The 22,545-nt window shown below is 72.2% G+C and carries 16 protein-coding genes and 1 pseudogene; 9 read left to right on the top strand and 8 right to left on the bottom strand.

Translation table 11 applies throughout. The features are described from left to right. The first annotated feature begins 126 nt into the window (after positions 1 to 126). Positions 127 to 1,182, top strand: a complete 1,056-nt coding sequence (locus tag GV126_RS07850; RefSeq protein ID WP_159663918.1) for an LLM class F420-dependent oxidoreductase — start codon at positions 127 to 129, stop codon at positions 1,180 to 1,182. 179 nt (positions 1,183 to 1,361) lie between these two features. Here GV126_RS07850 and corA read toward each other — a convergent pair whose 3' ends face one another. Continuing rightward, entirely contained in the window at positions 1,362 to 2,363 is a 1,002-nt protein-coding gene (corA, locus tag GV126_RS07845) for a magnesium/cobalt transporter CorA (RefSeq protein ID WP_159663916.1), read from the bottom strand. Positions 2,364 to 2,424: 61 nt separating this feature from the next. Between corA and GV126_RS07840 the strand changes: the two genes are divergently transcribed. The 4 genes from GV126_RS07840 (at position 2,425) to mshC (ending at position 6,085) form a co-directional block, all read left to right on the top strand. Beyond that, complete coding sequence (locus GV126_RS07840; RefSeq protein WP_159663914.1) at positions 2,425 to 3,111, top strand: histidine phosphatase family protein; 687 nt, start codon at positions 2,425 to 2,427, stop codon at positions 3,109 to 3,111. Between the two features lie 169 nt (positions 3,112 to 3,280). Then, positions 3,281 to 3,871, top strand: a complete 591-nt coding sequence (locus GV126_RS07835; protein WP_159663912.1) for a DUF3090 domain-containing protein — start codon at positions 3,281 to 3,283, stop codon at positions 3,869 to 3,871. Next, complete coding sequence (locus tag GV126_RS07830) at positions 3,835 to 4,731, top strand: SCO1664 family protein (protein WP_159663910.1); 897 nt, start codon at positions 3,835 to 3,837, stop codon at positions 4,729 to 4,731. Before GV126_RS07835 ends, GV126_RS07830 begins: the two co-directional genes overlap by 37 nt. 124 nt (positions 4,732 to 4,855) lie before the next feature. Then, positions 4,856 to 6,085, top strand: coding sequence for a cysteine--1-D-myo-inosityl 2-amino-2-deoxy-alpha-D-glucopyranoside ligase (gene mshC / locus GV126_RS07825; protein ID WP_159663908.1), 1,230 nt, complete (start codon positions 4,856 to 4,858; stop codon positions 6,083 to 6,085). Between the two features lie 187 nt (positions 6,086 to 6,272). Here mshC and GV126_RS07820 read toward each other — a convergent pair whose 3' ends face one another. From GV126_RS07820 to GV126_RS07800, 5 genes are all read right to left on the bottom strand, one after another. Further along, positions 6,273 to 7,337, bottom strand: a complete 1,065-nt coding sequence (locus GV126_RS07820; protein ID WP_159663906.1) for a PAC2 family protein — start codon at positions 7,335 to 7,337, stop codon at positions 6,273 to 6,275. A gap of 197 nt (positions 7,338 to 7,534) precedes the next feature. Next, positions 7,535 to 9,151 (bottom strand): glycerol-3-phosphate dehydrogenase/oxidase, encoded by a 1,617-nt coding sequence (locus GV126_RS07815; protein ID WP_159663904.1) that lies wholly within the window; start codon positions 9,149 to 9,151, stop codon positions 7,535 to 7,537. Between the two features lie 9 nt (positions 9,152 to 9,160). Next, positions 9,161 to 10,720 (bottom strand): glycerol kinase GlpK, encoded by a 1,560-nt coding sequence (gene glpK, locus GV126_RS07810; protein ID WP_159663902.1) that lies wholly within the window; start codon positions 10,718 to 10,720, stop codon positions 9,161 to 9,163. A 97-nt stretch (positions 10,721 to 10,817) separates the two neighbouring features. Further along, positions 10,818 to 11,612, bottom strand: a complete 795-nt coding sequence (locus GV126_RS07805) for an MIP/aquaporin family protein (protein ID WP_159663900.1) — start codon at positions 11,610 to 11,612, stop codon at positions 10,818 to 10,820. A 433-nt stretch (positions 11,613 to 12,045) separates the two neighbouring features. Beyond that, positions 12,046 to 12,810, bottom strand: a complete 765-nt coding sequence (locus tag GV126_RS07800; protein ID WP_159663898.1) for an IclR family transcriptional regulator — start codon at positions 12,808 to 12,810, stop codon at positions 12,046 to 12,048. A 343-nt stretch (positions 12,811 to 13,153) separates the two neighbouring features. Here GV126_RS07800 and metH point away from each other — a divergent pair, with 343 nt between their 5' ends. The 3 genes from metH to GV126_RS07785 all read left to right on the top strand — a co-directional run bounded on the left by metH (position 13,154) and on the right by GV126_RS07785 (position 19,620). Continuing rightward, positions 13,154 to 16,666, top strand: a complete 3,513-nt coding sequence (metH, locus tag GV126_RS07795; RefSeq protein ID WP_159663896.1) for a methionine synthase — start codon at positions 13,154 to 13,156, stop codon at positions 16,664 to 16,666. Positions 16,667 to 16,820: 154 nt separating this feature from the next. Continuing rightward, entirely contained in the window at positions 16,821 to 17,561 is a 741-nt protein-coding gene (locus GV126_RS07790; RefSeq protein WP_185947570.1) for an HAD family hydrolase, read from the top strand. 454 nt (positions 17,562 to 18,015) lie between these two features. Continuing rightward, on the top strand, positions 18,016 to 19,620 hold the full coding sequence (locus GV126_RS07785; RefSeq protein ID WP_159663894.1) for an ABC transporter substrate-binding protein: 1,605 nt from the start codon (positions 18,016 to 18,018) through the stop codon (positions 19,618 to 19,620). 169 nt (positions 19,621 to 19,789) lie between these two features. Here the strand turns inward: GV126_RS07785 and GV126_RS07780 are convergent, their stop codons facing one another. After that, positions 19,790 to 20,461: a response regulator gene (locus tag GV126_RS07780; protein WP_028422911.1), complete on the bottom strand. Its 672-nt coding sequence runs from the start codon at positions 20,459 to 20,461 to the stop codon at positions 19,790 to 19,792. Between the two features lie 32 nt (positions 20,462 to 20,493). Continuing rightward, positions 20,494 to 21,400: pseudogene (locus GV126_RS07775) on the bottom strand (RecB family exonuclease); the annotation flags it as partial. A gap of 394 nt (positions 21,401 to 21,794) precedes the next feature. On the opposite strand from GV126_RS07775, the gene GV126_RS07770 reads away from it, so the two are divergent. Continuing rightward, entirely contained in the window at positions 21,795 to 22,127 is a 333-nt protein-coding gene (locus tag GV126_RS07770) for a hypothetical protein (RefSeq protein ID WP_159663892.1), read from the top strand. Positions 22,128 to 22,545 lie beyond the last annotated feature (418 nt).

The raw sequence follows: 22,545 nt of genomic DNA, 5'->3' as shown, positions 1-22,545 counted from the left end.
ACGCCCGGCGGCGGCGCGATCCGGGCCCGGGAGGCGGCCGTCACACCGGCGGTACCTGCCGCGGGCGGCGGCCCCGCGCTAGTGTCTCCCGCACAGAGCACGTTACTCACCGGTAAGGGGATGCGGATGCGGCTAGGGATCAACCTCGGCTACTGGGGTGCCGGGATGGACGCGGACAATCTGGCCGTCGCGCAGGAGGCCGACCGGCTCGGCTACGCGGTGTGCTGGGCGGCCGAGGCCTACGGCTCCGACGCGGCCCCCGTCCTCGCCTTCGTCGCGGCGAAGACCGAGCGCATCGACGTCGGCTCGGCCATCTTCCAGATCCCCGCCCGGCAGCCCGCGATGACCGCCATGACCGCCGCCACCCTGGACTCGCTGTCCGGCGGCCGGTTCCGCCTCGGCCTCGGCGTCTCCGGCCCGCAGGTCTCCGAGGGCTGGTACGGCGTGAAGTTCGACAAGCCGCTCGCCCGCACCCGCGAGTACGTCGAGATCGTCCGCAAGGCCATGACCCGCGAGCGGCTGACCTACGAGGGCGAGCACTGGACGCTGCCGCTGCCCGGCGGCCCCGGCAAGCCGATCAAGCTGACCGTGCACCCGCAGCGCGAGCACATCCCGCTCTACATCGCCGCCATCGGCCCGAAGAACCTCCAGCAGACCGGCGAGATCGCGGACGGCGCGCTGCTGATCTCCCCCCCCGCCGACCACCTGGAGGAGACCGCGATCCGGCACCGGCGGGCCGGGCGCGAGAAGGCCGGGCAGTCCCTGGACGGCTTCGACGTCTGCCCGACCGTGCCGCTCGCCCTCGGCGACGACAAGGACGTCCCCCGCCTCGCCGACACCTTCCGCCCCTACACCGCCCTCTACGTGGGCGGCATGGGCAGCCGCAAGCAGAACTTCTACAACCAGCTCGCCTGCCGCATGGGGTACGAGGAGGCGGCCGCCGAGATCCAGGACAAGTACCTCGCTGGTGACAAGCAGGGCGCCGCGGCCGCCGTCCCGCAGGACCTCATCGACCAGACCACCCTGCTCGGCTCGGTCGACCGGATCGCGGACCGGATGAAGGCCTACGCGGCGGCCGGTGTCACCACCCTCACCCTGGCGCCCGCGGGCTTCACCCTGGACGAGCGGATCGCCGCGCTGCGCGCCGGCGTCGAGGCCCTGGAACGCGCGGGCCTGGCCTAGGGGGTCGTCGCCCGCCGCAGGGCCTGCCGTATCCCGCGGAGCTTTCTGCGGCCGTGGTGGGGGCTCGGGGGTCTTCCCCGCCACGGCCGTCACGCAGAACAACGCCCGCGCACCCACCCGGTTACGCCCCGCGCCGCGGCGGACCACAGAGGCCCCACAGACGAGAGCCCCGACCGGCTCTACAACCAGTCACGCCGCCGGAACATGCGGTACAGCAGCACCTCCAGCGCGACCATCAGCGCGATCACGGCCGGGTAGCCCCACAGCCAGTGCAGTTCGGGCATGTGGTCGAAGTTCATCCCGTAGATCCCGGCGATCAGCGTGGGCACGGCGGCCATGGCCGCCCACGCGGAGATCTTCCGCATGTCGTCGTTCTGCTGCACGCTGGTCTGCGCCAGATGCGCCGACAGGACGTCCGAGACCAGCCGGTCCAGGCTCTCCACCGACTCGTTCACGCGGGTGAGGTGGTCGCTGACGTCCCGGAAGAAGGGCCGCGCCTTGTCGTCCACGAACGGCACGGCCGTGGCGAAGGTGGACTGGGCGGTGCCGCCCAGGCGGGACATCGGCGGCCCCAGCGGGCCCGTGGCCCGCCGGAACTCGGTGATCTGGCGCTTGAACGTGTAGATCCGCGAGGCGGTGTGCCGCGAACCGCCCCGGTCCGGGGAGAAGACCTCCGCCTCCAGCTCCTCCAGGTCCGTCTGCAGCTCGGTGGCCACGTCCAGGTAGTGGTCCACGACCGTGTCGGCGATCGCGTACAGCACGGCGGTGGGGCCCTTGCCGAGCAGATCGGGCTCCTGCTCCAACCGGTGCCGTACGGCGGTCAGGCCGTCGCCCTCGCCGTGGCGGACGGTGACCACGAACGAGTCGCCGAGGAAGATCATGATCTCGCCGGTCGAGACGGCGTCGCTGTGCGGCTCGTACACCACCGGCTTCAGCACCACGAACAGCGAGTCGTCGTAGACCTCCAGCTTCGGCCGCTGATGCGCCTTCAGGGCGTCCTCCACGGCCAGCTCGTGCAGCGCGAACTCCTGGCTGACCAGGTCGAACTCCTCCGCGCTCGGTTCGTGCAGGCCCACCCACACGAACCCCCCGGCCGCCCGCGCCTCGGCCAGGGCGTCGGAGAAGTCCTCCGGCCCCTCCGTGCGGTGCCCGTCACGGTAGATGCCACAGTCGACGATCACAGAGCGTGTTCTCCCTTCGCCCGGCCGACGCCGAAGCCGCGTGTACGCCTACTCTGGCCGCATGCCCACGCTGATCCTCGTCAGGCACGGACGGTCCACCGCCAACACCGCCGGCGTGCTCGCCGGCTGGTCTCCCGGCGTCACCCTGGACGAACGCGGCGCCGCCCAGGCCGCCGCGCTGCCCGGCCGACTCGACGGCCTGCCGATCGCCGAGGTCGTCACCAGCCCCCTGCAACGCTGCCAGGAGACCGTACAGCCTCTCCTCGACGCCCGTCCCGGGCTGAGCGCGCACACCGACGAGCGGATCGGCGAGTGCCACTACGGCGACTGGTCCGGTCGCAAGCTCGCCGAGCTGAAGGACGAGCCGCTGATGGAGGTCGTCCAGGCCCACCCGTCGGCCGCCGCCTTCCCCGGCGGCGAGTCGATGCGCGCCATGCAGACCCGCGCCGCCGAGGCCGTGCGCGAGTGGAACGCGCGCGTGGAACGCGACCACGGTCCCGACGCGGTGTACCTGATGTGCTCCCACGGCGACATCATCAAGTCCCTCGTCGCCGACGCGCTCGGCCTGCACCTCGACCTCTTCCAGCGCATCTCCGTCGAACCCTGCTCCGTGACCGCGATCCGCTACACCCGGCTGCGGCCCTTCCTGGTCCGGCTGGGCGACACCGGGGACTTCGCCTCGCTGGCCCCGCCGGAGGAGCCCGCGGGCGACGACGCACCCGTCGGGGGCGGCGCGGGCGCACCGTGATCGCGGGCGCAGTAGGGTGAAGCGTCGCCGCCGACGTGCGGCTGCCGGCCGGGCCACCCGACCGCCCGGCCGTTTCCGCCCCCTTCCAGCCCGCTTCAGTTCCTTTCCGCTCCCTTTCTGATTCCCTCCCGATCTCTTCCGACCGACTTGCAGGAGATGGAGACAGGACGTGTCCCGTCAGGTGTTCTTCTACGACCCCCCGGACCGCTTCGTGGCCGGCACGGTCGGACTGCCCGGGCGCCGTACGTTCTTCCTCCAGGCCACCGCCGGCTCCCGGGTGACCAGCGTGGCCCTGGAGAAGACGCAGGTGGCCGCGCTGGCCGAGCGCATGGACGAACTGCTCGACGAGGTGGTCCGCCGCAGCGGGGGCAACGCCGCCGTGCCCGCGGTGGCCCCCACCGAGATCGCCGACACCGCTCCGCTGGAGACCCCCATCGAGGAGGAGTTCCGCGTCGGCACCATGGCGCTCGCCTGGGACGGTGAGGACCAGCGCATGATCGTCGAGGCGCAGGCGCTGGTCGAACTCGACGCCGAGTCCGAGGAGGACCTCGCCGAGGCCGAGGAGCGGCTGCTGCAGGACGAGGAGAACGGCCCCCCGATGCTGCGCGTCCGGCTCACCGGCGCCCAGGCCAGGGCCTTCGCCAAACGCGCTCTCGACGTCGTCAACGCCGGGCGGCCGCCGTGCCCGCTGTGCAGCCTCCCGCTCGACCCGGAAGGACACGTATGTCCGCGCCAGAACGGATACCGCCGCGGAGCGTGAGGCCCGACGTGACCCGTGAGACGACCTCCGAGGCCGCGACCCGTGAGACGACCTCCGAGACGACGCCCGACGCCACGGTCGGCGCGGAGCTGCTCGCCCGCGGCGAGCTGACCGTACGCGGCCGCATCCGCGAGGCGTCCAACGCCGCCCTGCTGTGCACGGTGGCCCTCGACGGCCAGGAGGCGTCCTGCGTGTACAAGCCGGTCGCCGGGGAGCGGCCGCTGTGGGACTTCCCCGACGGCACCCTCGCCGCGCGCGAGGTGGCGGCCTACGCGGTCTCCGAGGCGACCGGCTGGGGCCTGGTCCCGCCCACCGTGCTGCGCGACGGCCCCTACGGCGAGGGCATGGTCCAGCTGTGGATCGAGGCGACCCCGGAGGCCGAGCTGCTCGCGCTGGTCGACGGCGAGGAGCCGTCAGAGGGCTGGAAGGCGATCGGCCTGGCCGAGGTCGGCGAGGGCCGCACCGCCCTGCTCGTGCACGCCGACGACGAGCGGCTGCGCCGGCTGGCCGTCCTGGACGCGGTGATCAACAACGCCGACCGCAAGGGCGGCCACCTGCTGCCCACCCGTGACGGACGCCTGTACGGCATCGACCACGGCGTCACCTTCCACGTCGACAACAAGCTGCGCACGCTGCTGTGGGGCTGGGCGGGCGAGCCCCTGCCGCCAGAGGTGCTGGACGTCCTCAAGGGCCTCAAGGACGCCCTGGGCGACGGCGGCGCCCTCGCCACCCGGCTGGCCGAGCTGATCACCCCGGCCGAACTGGACGCCACCCGCGCCCGCGTCGAGACCCTGCTCACCACCGGCACCCACCCCGAACCGACCGACGAGTGGCCGGCCATCCCCTGGCCACCGGTGTAGTGGGGAGCCCCTCGGGCCGCCCCGCCCGCGACAGCACATCCGCGGGCACACGGCAAGAGTGCCTTCCCGGTCATCCAGGTGGTCCGGTTCGTGGACGGGACCGCGGTCCGGTTACGCTCATGACATGCATGCCTGGCCCGCTTCCGAAGTCCCCGCCCTGCCCGGTCAGGGCCGCGACCTGAGGATCCACGACACCGCGACCGGGGGGCAGGTCACCCTCAGCCCCGGCCCCGTCGCCCGTATCTACGTCTGCGGCATCACCCCGTACGACGCGACCCACATGGGTCACGCGGCGACCTACAACGCGTTCGACCTCGTGCAGCGCGTGTGGCTCGACACCAAGCGGCAGGTGCACTACGTCCAGAACGTCACCGACGTCGACGACCCGCTGCTGGAGCGTGCGCAGCGCGACGGCGTGGACTGGGTGAAGCTCGCCGAGCAGGAGACCGCCCTGTTCCGCGAGGACATGACCGCCCTGCGGATGCTGCCCCCGAAGCACTACATAGGCGCCGTGGAGGCGATACCGGGCATCGTCCCGCTGGTCGAGCGCCTGCGCGAGCTGGGCGCGGCGTACGAACTCGAAGGCGACGTGTACTTCTCCGTCGAGTCCGACCCCCACTTCGGGCAGGTCTCCCACCTCGACGCGGCCGCGATGCGGCTGCTGTCCGCCGAGCGCGGCGGCGACCCCGACCGCCCCGGCAAGAAGAACCCGCTCGACCCGATGCTGTGGATGGCCGCCCGGGACGGCGAGCCCAGCTGGGACGGCGGCTCGCTGGGCCGCGGCCGGCCCGGCTGGCACATCGAGTGCGTGGCCATCGCCCTGGACCACCTCGGCATGGGCTTCGACGTCCAGGGCGGCGGCTCGGACCTGGCCTTCCCGCACCACGAGATGGGTGCCTCGCACGCCCAGGTGCTCACCGGCGAGTTCCCCATGGCCAAGGCGTACGTCCACGCCGGCATGGTCGCGCTGGACGGCGAGAAGATGTCCAAGTCCAAGGGCAACCTGGTCTTCGTCTCGCGGCTGCGGCGCGACGGCGTGGACCCCGCCGCGATCCGGCTCGCGCTGCACTCCCACCACTACCGCTCCGACTGGGAGTGGACCGACCAGGTGCTGCGGGACGCCGTGGCCCGCCTGGACCGCTGGCGCGCGGCCGTCTCCCGGCCCGACGGCCCCTCGGCGGACGCGCTGGTCGAGGAGATCCGCGACGCCCTCGCCGACGACCTGAACGCCCCGGCCGCGCTCGCCGCGGTGGACCGCTGGGTGGCGCTCCAGCAGGAGCAGGGCGGCACGGACACCGGTGCCCCCGGCCTGGTCTCGCGGGCCGTGGACGCGCTGCTGGGCGTGGCACTGTGATCGGGCTCGGCCGGCTCGGCTGACCTGGTCCGGCCGCCGGAATCGCGGCCGGCGGGAACGACGACAGGGGCGGTGCGCTGTGTGCGCACCGCCCCTGTCGTCGTTCCCCGGGCCGGCTCGGGACTCGCTCCCGTCCGTCCGGCCCGTTCCCGGTCGTTCCCGTCGGTTCCGTCGGTTCCGGGACCGCTCAGTCCTCCGAGGAGTCCGGCGAGTCCGGTGAGCCGGAGGAGTCCGGCGAGCCCGGGGTACCGTCGCCGCCCGCGGCGGTGTCCCCGTCGGTCTCCGCGGCGCCCGTCTCCGGCTTCGGTGGCCTGGGCGGTCGCGCACGGCCGCTCGGGGTGTCCCGCAGGAACGTGCCGCCCTCGCCGCCGTCCGCCGTGGCGTGCCCGCCGGAGGCCGCCGGGCCCGCGCCGCCGTCGCGGCGCCGCAGATACCGCTCGAACTCGCGGGCGATCGCCTCGCCCGACGCCTCCGGCAGCTCCGCGGTGTCCCGGGCCTCCTCCAGCGTCTGCACGTACTCGGCGACCTCGCTGTCCTCGGCGGCCAGCTGGTCCACGCCCACCTGCCAGGCCCGCGCGTCCTCCGGCAGCTCGCCGAGCGGGATGCGCAGGTCCAGCAGGTCCTCCAAGCGGTTCAGCAGGGCCAGCGTGGCCTTGGGGTTGGGCGGCTGCGAGACGTAGTGCGGCACGGCCGCCCACAGGGAGACCGCCGGCACACCGGCGTGCGTGCACGCCTCCTGCAGCACCCCGACGATGCCCGTGGGGCCCTCGTACTTGGTCTCCTCCAGGTCCATCCGGCGCGCCAGGTCCGCGTCCGACGTGGTCCCGCTGATCGGTACGGGTCGGGTGTGCGGGGTGTCACCGAGCAGGGCGCCCAGGATGACCACCAGCTCCACGCCCAGTTCGTGCGCGAAGCCCAGCAGCTCGTTGCAGAACGAGCGCCAGCGCATGGACGGTTCGATGCCGCGGACCAGCACCAGGTCGCGCGGCTTGTCGCCGCCGACCCGGACCACCGACAGTCGCGTCGTCGGCCACGTGATCTTGCGCACGCCGCCGTCCATGAACACCGTGGGGCGGTTGACCTGGAAGTCGTAGTAGTCCTCGGCGTCCAGCGCCGCGAACACCTCGCCCTTCCACTCCCGCTCCAGATGCGCGACCGCGGTGGAGGCGGCGTCGCCGGCATCGTTCCAGCCCTCGAACGCGGCCACCATGACCGGGTCGATCAGCTCGGGAACCCCCTCGAGCTCGATCACCCAGTGCCTCCTTCCGACGTGCCCTCGCCTGACCCACCAACCTTACGGCGTGCGGCGGGGGCGCCCGCAGCCCCCTTGCCCGGGGGAGTGAACGCATCACTGCCCCGTCCGAGCCGCTCGAACACCCAAGATCGCCGCCCGGGCCGGGGTCCGCGCCGGACGGCACACACCTCCGACCGGGACGCGGCGGGCGCCGCTCACCTCCGGTCGAGCACGTCCTGCACCTTGGACCGGATCTCGTCGGTGGCCAGGCCGCGGATCGTCAGCGTCGTCCGGCGGCGCAGCACGTCGTCCGGGGTCTCGGCCCACTCGTGGTCGCGGGCCCAGACGACCTGCGCCCAGATCTCCGGGGCGTCCGGGTGGATCCGCTCGCCCAGCTCCGGGTGCTCGTTGGCCAGGCGGACGATGTCGAAGGCCAGCGAGCCGTAGTGCGTGGCCAGGTGCCGGGCGGTGTCGGCGGCCATGCGCGGGCCGGGCGCCGGACGGTCCACCAGCAGCCGGTGGGCGACCGCGCGCGGGTTGGCGATGCCCGGCAGCGGCAGCTTCTTCGGCAGCGTGGAGATCGGCTCGAAGTCGTCGCCGAGCGGGTGGCCCGGCAGGGACTGGAGCTTCTTCATCACCGTACGGCCGATGTGCCGGAAGGTGGTCCACTTGCCGCCCGCCACGGACAGCATGCCGCCCTTGCCCTCGGTCACGACCGTCTCCCGCTTGGCCTTGGCCGTGTCGCCGGGGCCGCCCGGCAGGACCCGCAGACCCGCGAAGGCGTAGGTGATCAGGTCCCGCTGGAGCTGCTGGTCGCGGACGGAGAAGGACGCCTCGTCGAGTATCTGCGCGATGTCCTTGTCGTTGACCGCGACGTCGGCCGGGTCGCCCTCGTACTCCTCGTCGGTGGTGCCCAGCAGCAGCATGTCCTCCCAGGGGAGGGCGAAGGTGATGCGGTACTTGTCGATCGGGGTGGCCAGCGCCGCCTTCCACGGCGAGGTGCGCTTGAGCACCAGGTGCGCGCCCTTGGACAGGCGGATGGACGGCGCCGCGCCCGGGTCCTCCATCTTCCGCAGGTGGTCCACCCACGGGCCGGTGGCGTTCAGCACCAGACGGGCGTTCACGCCGAACTCCTCGCCGGAGAGCCGGTCCTTCAGCTCGGCGCCGGTGACCCGGCCGCGGGTGAAGCGCAGGCCCGTGACCTCGGCGTGGTTGAGCACGACCGCGCCCGCCTCGACGGCCGCGCGGACCGTCATCAGCGCCATGCGGGCGTCGTTCATCTGGTCGTCGCCGTAGACGGCCACGGCCTTGAGGTTCTCGGTGCGCAGCTCGGGCACGTCCTGCTGGGCCTTCGCCGGGGAGAGCAGGTGGCCCACGCCGTCGCCGAAGGCGGACAGCGCGGAGTAGGCGAACACGCCCGCCCCGAGCTTCGCCGCCCCGTGCGGCCCGCCCTTGTACACCGGCAGGTAGAAGGTGAGCGGGTTCGCCAGGTGGGGCGCCACCTGGCGGGAGACCGCGCGGCGCTCGAAGTGGTTCTCCGCCACCAGCTTCACCGCGCCGGTCTGCAGGTAGCGCAGGCCGCCGTGGAGCAGCTTGGAGGAGGCGGACGAGGTGGCACCGGCGAAGTCGCCGGCGTCGACCAGGGCCACCCTGAGCCCGGACTGCGCGGCGTGCCAGGCGGTGGAGATGCCCAGGATGCCGCCGCCGATCACCAGGAGGTCGTACGTCGCCTTGGAGAGCTGCTCCCGGGTCTCGGCGCGGCTCGGCTGGGAGCCGGAGGCCGGGTGCGTCCCCAGGGCAGGCACGGACTGCAGGGTGGACAGACTGGTCATTGCGGTTTCTTACTCCTCGTCCTCGAGCCAGCCCATGGTCCGTTCGACGGCCTTGAGCCAGTTCTTGTACTCACGGTCGCGGGTCTCCGCGTCCATGCGGGGGGTCCACTCGGCGGCTCGGCGCCAGTTCTGGCGCAGATCGTCGGTGCTGGTCCAGAAGCCGACGGCGAGGCCGGCGGCGTAGGCGGCGCCGAGGCAGGTCGTCTCGGCGACCATCGGGCGCACCACCGGGGCGTCCAGGAAGTCCGAGAGCGTCTGCATCAGCAGGTTGTTGGAGGTCATGCCGCCGTCGACCTTCAGCGCGGTCAGCTCCACGCCGGAGTCCTTGGTCATGGCGTCCGCGATCTCGCGGGTCTGCCAGGCGGTGGCCTCCAGGACGGCGCGCGCCAGGTGCGCCTTGGTGACGTACCGGGTCAGGCCGGCGATCACCCCGCGGGCGTCGGAGCGCCAGTAGGGGGCGAACAGGCCGGAGAAGGCCGGCACGAAGTAGGCGCCGCCGTTGTCCTCCACCTGCATCGCCAGCGTCTCGATCTCGGCGGCGGTGGAGATCAGCCCCATCTGGTCGCGCATCCACTGCACCAGCGAGCCGGTGACGGCGATCGAGCCCTCCAGCGCGTAGACCGGCTTGTCGTCGCCGATCTGATAGCCGACCGTGGTCAGCAGGCCGCTGTAGGAGTTGATGATCTTGTCACCGGTGTTCATCACCATGAAGGTGCCGGTGCCGTACGTCGACTTGGTCTCGCCCTCGGAGAAGCAGGTCTGCCCGAACAGGGCCGCCTGCTGGTCGCCGAGCGCGGAGGCCACCGGGATCCCGCCGAGCAGCTCGCCGAGCCGGCCGCCCTTGATCTCGCCGTAGACCTCGGCGGAGGAGCGGATCTCGGGGAGGATCTGCTTCGGCACGCCGATCGACTCGCAGATCCGCTCGTCCCACTGCATGGTGTGCAGGTTCATCAGCAGGGTGCGGGATGCGTTGGTGACGTCGGTGACGTGCCGGCCGCCGTTCACCCCGCCGGTCAGGTTCCAGATGACCCAGGTGTCCATGGTGCCGAACAGCAGGTCCCCCGCCTCGGCGCGCTCGCGCAGGCCGTCGACGTTGTCGAGCAGCCAGCGGGCCTTGGGTCCGGCGAAGTAGGAGGCGAGGGGCAGGCCGGTCTCGCGGCGGAAGCGGTCCTGGCCGACGTTGCGGCCCAGCTCCTTGCACAGGGCGTCGGTGCGGGTGTCCTGCCAGACGATGGCGTTGTGGACGGGCTCACCGGTGTTCTTGTCCCACAGCACGGTGGTCTCGCGCTGGTTGGTGATGCCGATGGCCTTGATGTCGTCCCGGGTGATGCCGGCCTTCTCGATCGCCCCGGCGACCACCTCCTGGACGTTGGTCCAGATCTCGGCGGCGTCGTGCTCGACCCAGCCCGGCCGGGGGAAGATCTGCTCGTGCTCCTTCTGGTCGACGGAGACGATCCGCCCGTCCCGGTCGAAGACGATGCAGCGGGAGGAGGTGGTGCCCTGGTCGATGGCGGCGATGAAGGGCCCGTGGCCGTGGGAGGCGATGGCGGCGGTGTGGGCGTCGGTCACTGTGTGCTCCTGAAATCCTGTGGGGTCCGTGGTCGGTGGGGCCGCACGTGCGGCGGGGTCCGGCGCTCGCCGCCCGGGGCCGCGAGCGCGTCGGTCGTCAGGCGAACGCGACGTTGTAGACGCCTGCGGCGATCGCACCGCCGATCAGCGGGCCCACCACCGGGATCCAGGCGTAGCCCCAGTCGGAGCCGCCCTTGTTGGGCAGCGGAAGCAGCGCGTGCACGATGCGCGGGCCCAGGTCACGGACCGGGTTGATCGCGTAGCCGGTCGGGCCGCCGAGCGAGAGGCCGACGGAGACGACCACGAACGCGGTGATCAGCGCACCGACGACGCCGAGACCGTTGCCCTTGTCGTTCAGGCCCTGGGTGAGGATGGCGAGGATCAGCACGAAGGTGCCGATGATCTCCGTCACGAGGTTCTGCACCACGTTGCGGATCTCCGGACCGGTGGAGAAGACACCGAGGACGGGACCGGCGCCCTTCTCCTGGGCCTCGACCGCCTTGGCGGAGGTGGCCTGCGCGCCCGGACCGCCGACGATCTCCTTGTCGGTCAGGTGCGCCTGGAACTGGCCGTAGTACGCGGCCCAGACCAGCACCGCGCCGATCATGGCACCGAGCAGCTGACCGGCGAGGTAGATCGGCACGTCGGTCCAGTCGCCGTCCTTGATGGCGAACGCGAGTGTCACGGCGGGGTTGAGGTGCGCGCCGGACAGCGGCCCGGAGATGTACGCGGCCGTCATCACGGCGAAACCCCACCCGAAGGCGATGGCGAGCCAGCCGGCGTTGCGGGCCTTGGAGGCCTTGAGGGTGACGGCGGCGCAGACGCCGCCGCCGAGCAGGATGAGTATGGCGGTCCCGATGGTCTCGCCGATGAAGATGTCGGAGCTGGACACCCGCGACTCCTTTGTCCTTCGTCCAGGGGTAGCCGAACCCCGGGTCCCTCCGGGGGTCTGGCGCCCTCAGGGGTGAGAGCGTTGCCGGTCCCTTGGCCTTGTCACACTCTAACGCGTATTGCCGCAAGGTGTTCGACAATGCCGACCGATGGACGGGAGTCTCACGCGGTCGTCACACGGGCGTCAAGAGTTCTGTTGCCGAAAGCACGATCGTTACTGATCGTCCTGCCGCACGGCGCACGGTCCACAGCGCACGGCGCACGCCGCAGGGTGCACGGCGCGCGCCGCGGGCAGCCGTAGGTCGCGGTCCGCGGGCACGCCGGAGGGCCGGCACGTCGGTGACGCACCGGCCCTCCGGGGACCTCAGGGGGAGGCGGACCGCCTGCGTACGCCGCTCATGGGCAGGCGTGCCGCCTGTGGGTGCGGGGCGCGCTCAGAACCGCCCGGCGCCCAGGTCCCGCGAGACCGCGCGGGCGCAGTCCCGCACCGCCGCGATCAGCTCCGGGCGCAGCTCGCCCTCCCGGCACACCCGCTCCACGGCGCCGGTGATGCCGACCGCGCCGACCGGCATGCGCCGCCGGTCGTGGATGGGCGCCGCGATGGAAGCGACCCCCTCCCAGGTCTCCTCCACGTCGGCCGCGTAGCCGCGGGCCCGGGTGAGGTCCAGGATCCGCTCGAAGTCCTCGACGCCGCACACCGTGCGGTCCGTGAACGCCTTGCGCTCGGCCTCCACCGCCTCGCTGTGCGCGACCGGGTCGTAGGCCGAGAGCACCTTGCCCAGCGCCGTGGAGTGCAGCGGCTGCATGGCGCCGATCTCCAGCACCTGCCGGCTGTCGTCCGGCCGGAAGACGTGGTGCACGATCAGCACCCCCTGCTGGTGCAGCACGCCCAGGTAGACGCTCTCCCCGCTGGAGCGGGCCAGGTCGTCCGCCCACACCAGGGCACGCGCCCGCAGCTCGTGCACGTCGAGGTAGGTGGTGCCCAGGCGCAGCAGCTCCGCGCCCAGCTGGTAGCGGCCGGAGGCGTCGTCCTGCTCGACGAACCCCTCCTGCTGCAGCGTGCGCAATATGCCGTGGGCGGTGCCCTTGGCCAGGCCCAGCGACGAGGCGATGTCCGACAGACCGAGCCGCCGCTCGCCGCCCGCGAGCAGGCGCAGCATCGCGGCCGCCCGTTCGAGCGACTGGATGTTCCGTGCCATCGCCGTCCTGCCTCCGTCCCCTTCGACCGTCGCCGGGTGGCGGTGGTCCGGCCGTCGTCCGCCGACCGTCACCACCGTTCGGCAATGCCGAACACTACCGGTCCATGTCGACTCACCGCCAATGGCCGGACCGGATCTGTTACATCACCCGTTTCCGCGCAGGTGACGTGCTCGTCATCATCGTCCGGGTGATGGACGCCCTGACCATCGGGTGCCGGTCCCGGCTACTCTGGCGGCGTGCGCCCTCCCCGGGAAGCCGTCGGACCGCTCCGCCGCGAGCCGTCCCCAGCGGAGCGGGGAAGGCGCAAAGCCGACAGCCGTCGCACCTCCAGGGAGCCCTTTCATGGCCGCGTTGCCGCCCACCCCCACCCCCGACGCCCGTACCCGTGTCTCCGCCCTGCGCGAGGCACTGGCCACCCGTGTGGTGGTCGCCGACGGGGCGATGGGCACGATGCTCCAGGCCCAGGAGCCCACCCTGGAGGACTTCCAGCAGCTGGAGGGCTGCAACGAGGTCCTGAACGTCACCCGCCCGGACATCGTCCGCTCCGTGCACGAGGCGTACTTCGCGGCGGGCGTGGACTGCGTCGAGACCAACACCTTCGGCGCGAACCACACGGCCACCGCCGAGTACGAGATCTCCGACCGGGTGCACGAGCTGTCCCTGGCGGGCGCGCGGATCGCCCGTGAGGTGGCCGACGAGCACGCCGCCCGCGACGGCCGCACCCGCTGGGTGCTCGGCTCCATGGGCCCCGGCACCAAGCTGCCCACCCTCGGGCACATCGGCTACGCCACCATCCGCGACGGCTACCAGGCCAACGCCGAGGGCCTGCTCGCCGGCGGCGCCGACGCGCTGATCATCGAGACCACGCAGGACCTGCTCCAGACCAAGGCCGCCGTGCTGGGCGCCCGGCGCGCGATGGAGGCCACCGGCGTCGAGGTCCCCCTGCTGTGCTCGATGGCGTTCGAGACCACGGGCACCATGCTGCTGGGCTCGGAGATCGGCGCGGCGCTGACCGCGCTGGAGCCGCTGGGCATCGACATGATCGGCCTGAACTGCTCCACCGGCCCCGCCGAGATGAGTGAGCACCTGCGCTACCTCACCCGCCACTCGCGCATCCCGCTGCTGTGCATGCCGAACGCGGGTCTGCCGGTGCTGACCAAGGACGGCGCGCACTTCCCGCTGGACGCCGAGGGCCTGGCGGACGCGCAGGAGAACTTCGTCCGCGAGTACGGCCTGTCCCTGGTGGGCGGCTGCTGCGGCACCACGCCCGAGCACCTGCGGCAGGTGGTGGAGCGGGTGCGGGAGCTGACCCCGCCCGCGCGCGACCCCCGCCCCGAGCCGGGCGCGGCCTCGCTGTACCAGACGGTGCCGTTCCGGCAGGACACCTCCTACCTCGCCATCGGCGAGCGCACGAACGCCAACGGCTCGAAGAAGTTCCGCGAGGCCATGCTGGAGGGCCGCTGGGACGACTGCGTGGAGATCGCCCGCGAGCAGATCCGCGAGGGCGCGCACATGCTCGACCTGTGCGTGGACTACGTCGGCCGCGACGGCGTGGCCGACATGGCGGAACTGGCCGGCCGGTTCGCGACCGCCTCCACACTGCCGATCGTTCTGGACTCCACCGAGGTCGACGTGATCCGGGCCGGCCTGGAGAAGCTCGGCGGCCGTGCGGTGATCAACTCGGTGAACTACGAGGACGGCGACGGACCCGAGTCCAGGTTCGCCAAGGTCACCGCCCTGGCCAAGGAACACGGGGCGGCGCTGATCGCGCTGACCATCGACGAGGAGGGCCAGGCCCGCACCGCCGAGCGCAAGGTCGAGGTCGCCGAACGGCTCATCGCGGACCTGACCGGCAACTGGGGCATCCGCGAGGAGGACATCCTCGTCGACTGCCTGACCTTCACCATCTGCACCGGCCAGGAGGAGTCCCGCAAGGACGGCGTGGCCACCATCGAGGGCATCCGCGAGCTGAAGAAGCGCCACCCGAGGGTCCAGACCACCCTGGGCCTGTCCAACATCTCCTTCGGCCTGAACCCGGCCGCCCGGATCCTGCTGAACTCCGTGTTCCTGGACGAGTGCGTGAAGGCCGGCCTGGACTCGGCGATCGTCCACGCGAGCAAGATCCTGCCGATCGCCCGCTTCGACGAGGAGCAGGTCACCACCGCCCTGGACCTGATCTACGACCGCCGCCGCGAGGGCTACGACCCGCTGCAGAAGCTGATGCAGCTCTTCGAGGGCGCCACCGCCAAGTCGCTGAAGGCGTCCAAGGCGGAGGAGCTGGCCGCGCTGCCGCTGGAGGAACGCCTCAAGCAGCGGATCATCGACGGCGAGCGCAACGGCCTGGAGCAGGACCTCGAGGAGGCCCTGAAGGAACGCCCCGCGCTGGACATCGTCAACGACACCCTCCTGGACGGCATGAAGGTCGTCGGTGACCTCTTCGGCTCCGGGCAGATGCAGCTGCCGTTCGTGCTGCAGTCCGCCGAGGTCATGAAGGCCGCCGTCGCCCACCTCGAACCGCACATGGAGAAGACCGACGAGGCCGGCAAGGGCACGATCGTGCTGGCCACCGTGCGCGGCGACGTCCACGACATCGGCAAAAACCTGGTGGACATCATCCTGTCCAACAACGGCTACAACGTGGTCAACCTGGGCATCAAGCAGCCCGTCTCGGCGATCCTGGAGGCCGCCGACGAGCACAAGGCCGACGTCATCGGCATGTCCGGGCTGCTGGTGAAGTCCACGGTGATCATGAAGGAGAACCTGGAGGAGCTGAACGCCCGCGGCCTCGCCGCCCGCTACCCCGTCATCCTCGGCGGCGCCGCCCTGACCAGGGCCTACGTCGAACAGGACCTCCACGAGCTGTACGAGGGCGAGGTCCGCTACGCCCGCGACGCCTTCGAGGGGCTGCGCCTGATGGACGCCCTCATCGGCGTCAAGCGGGGCGTGCCCGGCGCCAAGCTGCCCGAGCTGCGCCCGCGCCGGGTCCGGGCCACCGCGGTGGTGGAGGAGCCGCGCCCGGAGGAGGGGCACGTCCGCTCCGACGTCGCCACCGACAACCCGGTGCCCACCCCGCCCTTCTGGGGCACCCGCGTGGTCAAGGGCATCCAGCTCAAGGAGTACGCCTCCTGGCTCGACGAGGGCGCCCTGTTCAAGGGCCAGTGGGGCCTGCGCCAGGCCCGCACCGGCGACGGGCCGACGTACGAGGAACTGGTCGCCACCGAGGGCCGGCCCCGGCTGCGTGGCCTGCTCGACCGCCTGCAGACCGAGAACCTGCTGGAAGCGGCCGTCGTCTACGGCTACTTCCCGTGCGTGTCCAAGGACGACGACCTGATCGTGCTGGACGAGCAGGGCAACGAGCGCACCCGGTTCACCTTCCCGCGCCAGCGCCGCGGCCGACGGCTGTGCCTGGCGGACTTCTTCCGCCCGGAGGAGTCCGGCGAGACGGACGTGGTCGGCTTCCAGGTCGTCACCGTCGGATCGAAGATCGGCGAGGAGACGGCCCGGCTGTTCGCCTCCGACTCCTACCGCGAGTACCTGGAACTGCACGGCCTGTCCGTCCAGCTCGCCGAGGCCCTCGCCGAGTACTGGCACGCGCGGGTGCGCGCCGAACTCGGCTTCGCCGACCAGGACCCGAGCGCGATGGAGGACATGTTCGCGCTGAAGTACCGCGGTGCCCGTTTCTCGCTCGGCTACGGGGCCTGCCCGGACCTGGAGGACCGCGCCAAGATCGCCGGCCTTCTGGAGCCCGAGCGGATCGGCGTCCACCTGTCGGAGGAGTTCCAGCTCCACCCCGAGCAGTCCACCGACGCCATCGTGATCCACCACCCGGAGGCCAAGTACTTCAACGCCCGGTGACGCCGCCCGGACGGCGCGTGTTCACCCTCCGGTCGGGCGCCGCACCTGTGCGCGGAAGGCGTTCGCCGCGCCGGCGTCGTACACTGGTCGATCCACTACAGGCCGGTTCCCACGTGGGAACCGGCCTGGCCGTCCCTCAAGGAGGTACGTCCGGATGACCAGTACGGTCCCCGCGCGCGGCACCCATTCCCAAGCTCTCGGCTCCGCTCGAGCAGGGAAGACCCCGAAGGCCGAAGGCTCCGCCCTGCAGGCCGTGCTCCTCGACATGGACGGAACCCTGGTGGACACGGAGGGTTTCTGGTGGGACGTCGAGGTGGAGGTGTTCGCCGCGCTCGGACACACGCTCGACGAGTCCTGGAGACACGTCGTCGTCGGCGGCCCGATGACCCGCAGCGCCGGCTTCCTGCTGGAGGCCACCGGCGCCGCCATCAGCCTCGCCGAGCTCACGGTGCTGCTCAACCAGGGCTTCGAGGACCGCATCGACCGCGCCGTGCCGCTCATGCCGGGCGCCGCGCGGCTGCTGGCCGAGTTGTCCGCGCACGCGATCCCCACCGCCCTGGTCTCCGCCTCCCACCGGCGCATCATCGACCGCGTGCTCGCCGCGATCGGCCCGCAGCACTTCGCGCTGTCGGTCGCCGGTGACGAGGTGGCGCGCACCAAGCCCCACCCCGACCCCTACCTGCTGGCCGCCTCCCGGCTGGGTGCGGATCCGGCCAGGTGCGCGGTCGTCGAGGACACCGCCACCGGGGTGGCCGCCGCCGAGGCCGCGGGCTGCCACGTCGTCGCCGTGCCCTCCGTCGCCCCGATCCCGCCGGCGCCCCGGCGCACCGTCGTCACCTCCCTGGAGGAGGTGGACCTGCCGTTCCTGCACGGGCTCATGGCGTGCCCCAACTAGGGCGTTGGACGGATCGTGCCGCGGACCGGCACGCACCCCCTGCGGTACGCCTCGGTCCACCTGTCCGAGCCCGTCGCGGTAGGCGTCGGCCCGTCGGCACGCGCCCGCCCGTTGCGTCCGTGGCCGAATCGCGGTACACCCGGCCGCCGTTGTCCATGTGACGTTCGCCACTCCAGCGGGTGACCGCAGGGGGATCGCCGGGCCTGTGCCGCCCCCCGGCGGCCGTCTTTGTGTCCTGGTTGGTGGGACGCTGCACGAATCATTCCAGTGGCACGTTTTCCGTGCGTCGGCAACCGGTTCCGCTGCGTGATGGCAGCCCGGCTCCGGGGGCCGCGAACCCTCCCGCGGGCGCGGACTAATCTCGACGCGACAACATCGTCCCCCCACCCGTGAACGGCCGCACCACCCCTGCACGCCGGGTACACGGACATCACAGCCCTGGAGAAATTCGAGCATGAACCGCAAGACTTTGGTGCTGCCGGCTGTGGTCGGCCTGCTCGCGCCGGTGCTCGCCGCCTGCGGCGGTTCCGGGAGCGGAAGCGGCACGGACGACGCCATCGTCGTCGGCACCACGGACCGGTTCACCGCCTCCAAGGCAGCGCCCGCGCCCCTCGACCCGGCCTACGCCTACGACGTCGGCCTCTGGAACATCCTGCGCCAGACCGTGCAGACGCTGATGATCCTGCCCAAGGGCGACGGCGACCCCGTCCCGGAGGCCGCCGAGCGGTGCGGCTTCACCGACAGCGGCAACGAGCGCTACGCCTGCACCCTGCGCCAGGGCCTGAAGTTCGCCAACGGCGACCCCGTCACCGCGGCCGACGTGAAGTACTCCATCGACCGCGCCCGCGCCATCAAGGCCGACACCGGCGTGGCCGGCCTGCTCTCCACGATCGACACCGTCGAGACCCAGGGCGACCGCGAGGTCATCTTCCACCTCAACACCGCCGACGCCACCTTCCCGTACAAGCTGTCCACGCCGGTCGCGGGCATCATCGACCCCAAGGACTACGAGAAGGACAAGCTGCGCGCCGGCTTCCAGGTGGACGGCTCCGGCCCCTACACCATGAAGGCCGAGGTCAAGAACGACGAGATGGTCCAGGCCGTCTTCACCAAGAACCCCCACTACAAGGGGTCGTTGCAGCTCAACAACGACAAGGTGGAGATCCGCTCCTTCGCGGACGCCGACGCCATGGACGCCGCCCTGAACAAGGGTGACATCGACGTCATGACCCGCACCATGACGCCCGAGCAGATCCAGAAGCTGTCCACCGCCGCCGACGGCAACGTCGACCTCGTCGAGATGCCCGGTCTGGAGATCCGCTACCTGGGCTTCAACACCAACGCCCCGACGGTGAAGAACAAGGCCGTGCGCCAGGCCATGGCCCAGCTCGTCAACCGCAGCGAACTGGTCTCCAAGGTCTACGGCTCCCAGGCCGAACCGCTGTACTCCCTGGTCCCGGCGACCATCACCGGCCACTCCAACTCCTTCTTCAACACCTACGGCGACCCCAGCGTCGCCAAGGCCAAGTCGCTGCTGGAGAAGGCCGGCGTGTCCACCCCGGTGAAGCTGACGCTGCACTACACCACCGACCACTACGGCGCGGCCACCCAGCGGGAGTTCGAGGTCCTGCAGCAGCAGCTCAACGCCAGCGGGCTGTTCGACGTCGACATCCAGGGCACCCCCTGGACGCAGTTCCGTCCCGCCCAGCAGAAGGGCGAGTACGACGTCTACGGCATGGGCTGGTTCCCCGACTTCCCGGACGCCGACAACTTCATCGCGCCGTTCCTCGACAAGGACAACTTCCTCAGCTCGCCGTACACCAACAACGAGATCCGCGACCACCTGATCCCGCAGTCCCGCCGTCAGGCCGACCGGATGTCCGCGTCCTCCAGCCTGACGAAGATTCAGGACGAGGTCGCCGACGACGTCCCGGTGCTGCCGCTGTGGCAGGGCAAGCAGTACGTCGCCGCCCGCGACGACATCACCGGCACCGCCTACACCCTGAACTCCACCTCCTCGCTGCAGCTGTGGGAACTCGGCCGCGGCGTCAGCGGCTGACCCCGGCACCGGCCGCACACGGACGCGGACCGCACACGAGGGCGCCCCTCCCGGATGGCCGGGAGGGGCGCCCTCGTGGCGTGCCGGTGATCGTCGGCGGGCCCGTGGCCGCCTGTGGTTGCCGGTGTGCCGATGGTGTCGGCGTGCGGTGCGGGCCCGTCGGCCCGGCCTACTGCGCGCCGGGCCGCACCAGACCGCTCTCGTACGCGTACACCGCCGCCTGCACGCGGTCGCGCAGCCCCAGCTTGGTCAGCACATGCCCGACATGCGTCTTCACCGTCGTCTCGCTGACGAACAGATCCGCGGCGATCTCCGCGTTCGACAGCCCGCGCGCCACCAGCTTCAGCACCTCCACCTCGCGCTCGGTGAGCGTGTGCAGCGTGTCCGGCACCGGCTCGTCCCCGGAGGGCAGATGCGTGGCGTACTTGTCCAGCAGCCGTCGCGTGATGCTCGGCGCCAGCATCGCCTCACCGGCCGCCACCACCCGGATCGCCTGCACCAGCTCACCCGCCGGGGCGTCCTTCAGCAGGAAGCCGCTCGCGCCCGCGCGCAGCGCCTCCACCACGTACTCGTCGAGATCGAACGTCGTCAGCACCAGCACCTTCGCCGGGCCGTCCCGCCCGGGCCCGGTGATCTGCCGGGTCGCCTCCACGCCGTCCATCCGCGGCATGCGGATGTCCATCAGCACCACGTCGGGCTGCAGGGCGCGCACCTGGTCCAGGGCCTGCAGGCCGTCTCCGGCCTCGCCCACGACCGCGATGTCCTGCTCCGCCTCCAGGATCATCCGGAACCCGGTGCGCAGCAGTGGCTGGTCGTCGACCAATAGGACGCGGATGGCCACGTGAGTCTCCTTCGCTGGGGCCTTGAGGACCGGTCCGGCCCCATTCTGCCCTGCGCCGCCCGGCGCTTACGGGCCGGTCCGGACCAGGGGCAGCGGATAGGGCGGGGGAGTACCGCCGAACTCCGGGCAGTGCGCCTGATGGTCGCACCAGCCGCACAGCTTCGTGGGCTGCGGCCGCCAGCCACCGGTCTCCGTCGCCTGCCGGAGCGCCTCCCACAGCGCCAGCAGCTTGCGCTCCACCCGCCGCAGGTCCGCCGGCACCGGGTCGTACGTCAGCACATCGCCGCTGCCCAGGTACACCAGCTGCAACCGGCGCGGGACGACCCCCTTCAGCCGCCACACCACCAACGCGTAGAACTTCATCTGGAACAGCGCGCCCTCGGCGTACTCCGGCCGGGGCGCCTTGCCCGTCTTGTAGTCGACGATCCGCACCTCGCCCGTGGGCGCCACGTCCACCCGGTCGATGATGCCGCGCAGCCGCAGCCCCGAGTCCAGCTCCGCCTCGACGAACAGCTCCCGCTCGGCCGGCTCCAGCCGCGTGGGGTCCTCCAGCGTGAACCAGCGCTCCACCAGCTGCTCCGCCTGAGCCAGCCAGCGCGCCAGCCGCTCGCCGTCGGCGTCGTCGGCGAACAGCTCCACCAGCTCCGGGCGGGCCTGACGCAGCCGGTCCCACTGGCCCGGGAGCAGAGCCTTGGCCCGGGGCACGGTCCGCTCCGCGGCCGGCGCGTCGAAGAGCCGTTCGAGCACGGCGTGCACCAGCGTGCCCCGGGTCGCCGCCTCGCTCGGCTTCTCCGGCAGCCGGTCGATCACCCGGAACCGGTACAGCAACGGGCACTGCATGAAGTCCGCGGCCCGGGAGGGAGACAGCGAGGCGGGCGGCGCGGCCGGCCGCGCCACCGCACCCGAGCCGTCGACCGGCCCTTCGCCGGGCCCGTTCACGACGGGCGCACCGACCCCCGCGGCGGGCGTTTCGGTCCGCGTGGCCGACCCGGCGGCAGGAGTTTCGGTCCGTGTGGCCGGTTCGGCGGCGGGCGCGGCGACCTGCGTGGCCTCATCGGCGGTGGGCGCAGAGACCTGCGTGGCCTCTTCGGCGGTGGGCGCGGTGACCTGCGCGACCGGTTCGGCGGCGGGCGCGTGAGCCGCCGCCTCGGCCGGCGCCGCCTGCGTGCTGTCGGCCTGCGGGCCGTTCGGCCGGGCATCAGCCGATGCCGGGAGCCCCTGCGCAGCACCAGGGGCACCAGGAGCACCGACCGGCGGGGCCGCGTCAGGGCCGGCCGCCACCCGCGCCACGGCGGCAGCCTGCGAGGGTGCCGTCCGGGCCGCCCCCGGCACGGTGGCGCCGACCTCGGGCGGGGCCGCCTGCGCAGGCACCGCGCCCGTCGCCGCCCCGCGCGCCGGCACCCCGTCCACCGGCACCGCGCCCGTCGGAGCCCCGTCCACCGGCGCCCCGTCCACCGGCGCCACGGCCGTCGGCACCTCGCCCCCCCGCGCCCCGTCCGCGCCCGCCGGCGCCGCGTCCGCCCGCACCGGCACGGCCGACGCCCGGGGCGCCCCCGGCTCCGGCGCCGAGGCCGGCCGCCGGGCCGGCGCCGTCTCGCTGCCGCGGGAGTCCTGTGCGCCCTCCGTGCTCGTCTCCATGCCCACAGACCTTACGGCCCGCCACTGACAGTGACCCAGCCCGACGGTGATCCACCCACGGTGATGACGGGCACAGTGGCGGGGAAGACTCAGGGGTACCAGGCGGAACCGCGGGCCACCGCCGCATACCATCGACCCGAGAGCTTCTGGCCCACAGGCACGGAAGACGCGTATCTGACGAGGGGACACCGTGGACGTGAGCGGCGGGAGCGGGCAGCCGCGACCCGGCAACGACGAGTCGGCCGAGCCCCACACGGACCCCACGGCGCCGGCCGGCGGTCCCGTACGCCCTGGCGACGACCCGACCGCAGGGCGCCCAGAGCCCTCACAGGCCCCTGAGCCGCGTGAGGACCCGGACCGCACGGAGGATCACAAGGAACCCGGCGGCCACGAGAACACCCCCGGCCCCGGGAATCCCGGCAACCGCAGCAACCAGGGTCCCACTG

It is taken from the genome of Streptomyces mexicanus, from assembly GCF_902506575.1.
Classification (GTDB): domain Bacteria; phylum Actinomycetota; class Actinomycetes; order Streptomycetales; family Streptomycetaceae; genus Streptomyces; species Streptomyces mexicanus.
Note: the sequence above shows the minus strand (reverse complement) of the source record. Positions and strands in the feature narration are given on the sequence as shown.